Genomic DNA, 2,154 nt, shown 5'->3' with positions numbered 1-2,154 from the left:
CTGCTCGACTCGGTGCCGGCGCGCCTGGCGCTCGGCTGGCCGGATGCGCTCGAACGCGGCTGCCGCATCGTGCAGGATCACCAGGGCCGTCCCGCCATCGATTCCACCCCGCCGATCAAGCGCACGCGCATGGTGCCCGAGCCCTGGCAGACCAATATTCTGCAGCGCGGCTGGCGCCGCCTGAAGGGCGAGCAGCCGGCGCCGCGACCGCGCACCCGCGAGGCCGAGGATTTCAGCGAGGCGCACTGGCGCCATGTCGCCGCCGTGCGGCGCAGCGCGCTGCTGGTGCTGATGCTGGTGCAGACGGTGGTCGCCACCTGGTACATGAAGTCGGTGCTGCCCTACCAGGGCTGGTCGCTGGTCGACCTGGGCCTGGTGTTCGAGCAGCCCTGGCAGGAATCGGCGCGGCAGATCCTGCCGTATCTGGTGCAGACCAGCATCCTGGCGTTGTTCGCCCTGCTGTTCTGCTGGGTGTCTATGGGCTTCTGGACCGCGCTGATGGGCTTCTTCCAGTTGCTCAAGGGGCGCGACCGCTACAGCATCTCGGCCAGCAGCTGCGGCGACGAGCCGATCTCGCCGCGGGCGCGCACCGCGCTGGTCATGCCGATCGCCAATGAGCACGTGCCCAGGGTGTTCGCCGGCCTGCGCGCGACCTTCGAGTCGCTGCGCGAAACCGGCCAGCTCGATCACTTCGACTTCTTCATCCTCAGCGACAGCAACGACCCGGACATCTGCGTCGCCGAGCAGCAGGCCTGGCTGGAGCTGTGTCGCGAGGTGGAGGGCTTCGGCCAGATCTTCTACCGCCGTCGCCGGCGGCGGGTGAAGCGCAAGAGCGGCAACATCGACGACTTCTGCCGCCGCTGGGGCAGCAACTACCGCTACATGGTGGTGCTCGACGCCGACAGTGTGATGAGCGGCGAATGCCTGACCCGCCTGGTGCGCCTGATGGAGGCCAACCCCGGCGCCGGCATCATCCAGACCGCGCCCAAGGCCTCGGGCATGGACACCCTCTATGCGCGCCTGCAGCAGTTCGCCACCAGCGTCTACGGCCCGCTGTTCACCGCCGGCCTCAACTTCTGGCAGCTCGGTGAATCGCATTACTGGGGCCACAACGCGATCATCCGGGTCAAACCCTTCATCGAGCACTGCGCCCTGGCTCCGCTGCCGGGTACCGGCGCCTTCGCCGGCGCGATTCTTTCCCACGATTTCGTCGAGGCCGCGCTGATGCGCCGCGCCGGCTGGGGCGTATGGATCGCCTACGACCTGCCGGGCAGCTACGAGGAGCTGCCGCCGAACCTGCTCGACGAGCTCAAGCGTGACCGTCGCTGGTGCCACGGCAACCTGATGAACTTCCGTCTGTTCCTGGTGCGCGGCATGCACGCGGTGCACCGCGTGGTATTCCTCACCGGCGTCATGTCCTACCTGTCGGCGCCGCTGTGGCTGCTGTTCCTGCTGCTGTCCACCGGCCTGCTGGCGATCCATACGCTGATGGTGCCGGAGTACTTCCTGCAGCCCAACCAGCTCTATCCGCTGTGGCCGCGCTGGCAGCCGATGGAGGCCGTGGCGCTGTTCTCCGCGACCATGACCCTGTTGTTCCTGCCCAAGCTGCTCAGCGTGCTGCTGATCTGGATCCAGGGCGCGGAAGCCTATGGCGGGCGCCTGCGCGTGCTGCTGTCGATGCTGCTGGAAACCTTGTGCTCGGTGCTGCTGGCACCGGTGCGCATGCTGTTTCACAGCCTGTTCGTCACCGCAGCCTTCCTCGGCTGGTCGGTGCAGTGGAATTCGCCGCAGCGGGTGGATGACGCCACGCCCTGGAGCGAGGCCTGGCGCCGCCATGGCTCGCAGGTGCTGCTGGGGATCGGCTGGACGGCGCTGGTCGGCTGGCTGAACCCGGACTTCCTCTGGTGGCTGGCGCCCATCGTCGTATCCCTGGTGCTTTCGCCGGTGGTGTCGGTGCTGACCAGCCGTACCGCGCCCGGCCTGGCGGCGCGGCGCAGCAAGCTGTTCCTGATTCCCGAGGAGCACCAGGTGCCGCGCGAGCTGAGCAATACCGCCGAGTACGAACGGTTGAACAGTGCGCGGGCGCTGCAGCAGGGCTTCCTGCGCGCGGCGGTCGACCCGCTGTACAACGCCCTGGTCTGCGCCATGGCCCGG

General features: G+C 68.2%; 1 protein-coding gene. It reads left to right on the top strand.

Features of this window, described 5'->3' with window-relative positions; genetic code table 11:
- A partial coding sequence (mdoH, locus tag N878_RS18370) for a glucans biosynthesis glucosyltransferase MdoH (RefSeq protein ID WP_021445042.1) occupies window positions 1-2,154 on the top strand: 2,154 nt, incomplete at both ends.

This window comes from Pseudomonas sp. EGD-AK9 (assembly GCF_000465935.2).
In the GTDB taxonomy this organism is placed as follows: Bacteria; Pseudomonadota; Gammaproteobacteria; order Pseudomonadales; family Pseudomonadaceae; genus Aquipseudomonas.
This window is presented reverse-complemented; position numbering and strand designations above follow the sequence as displayed.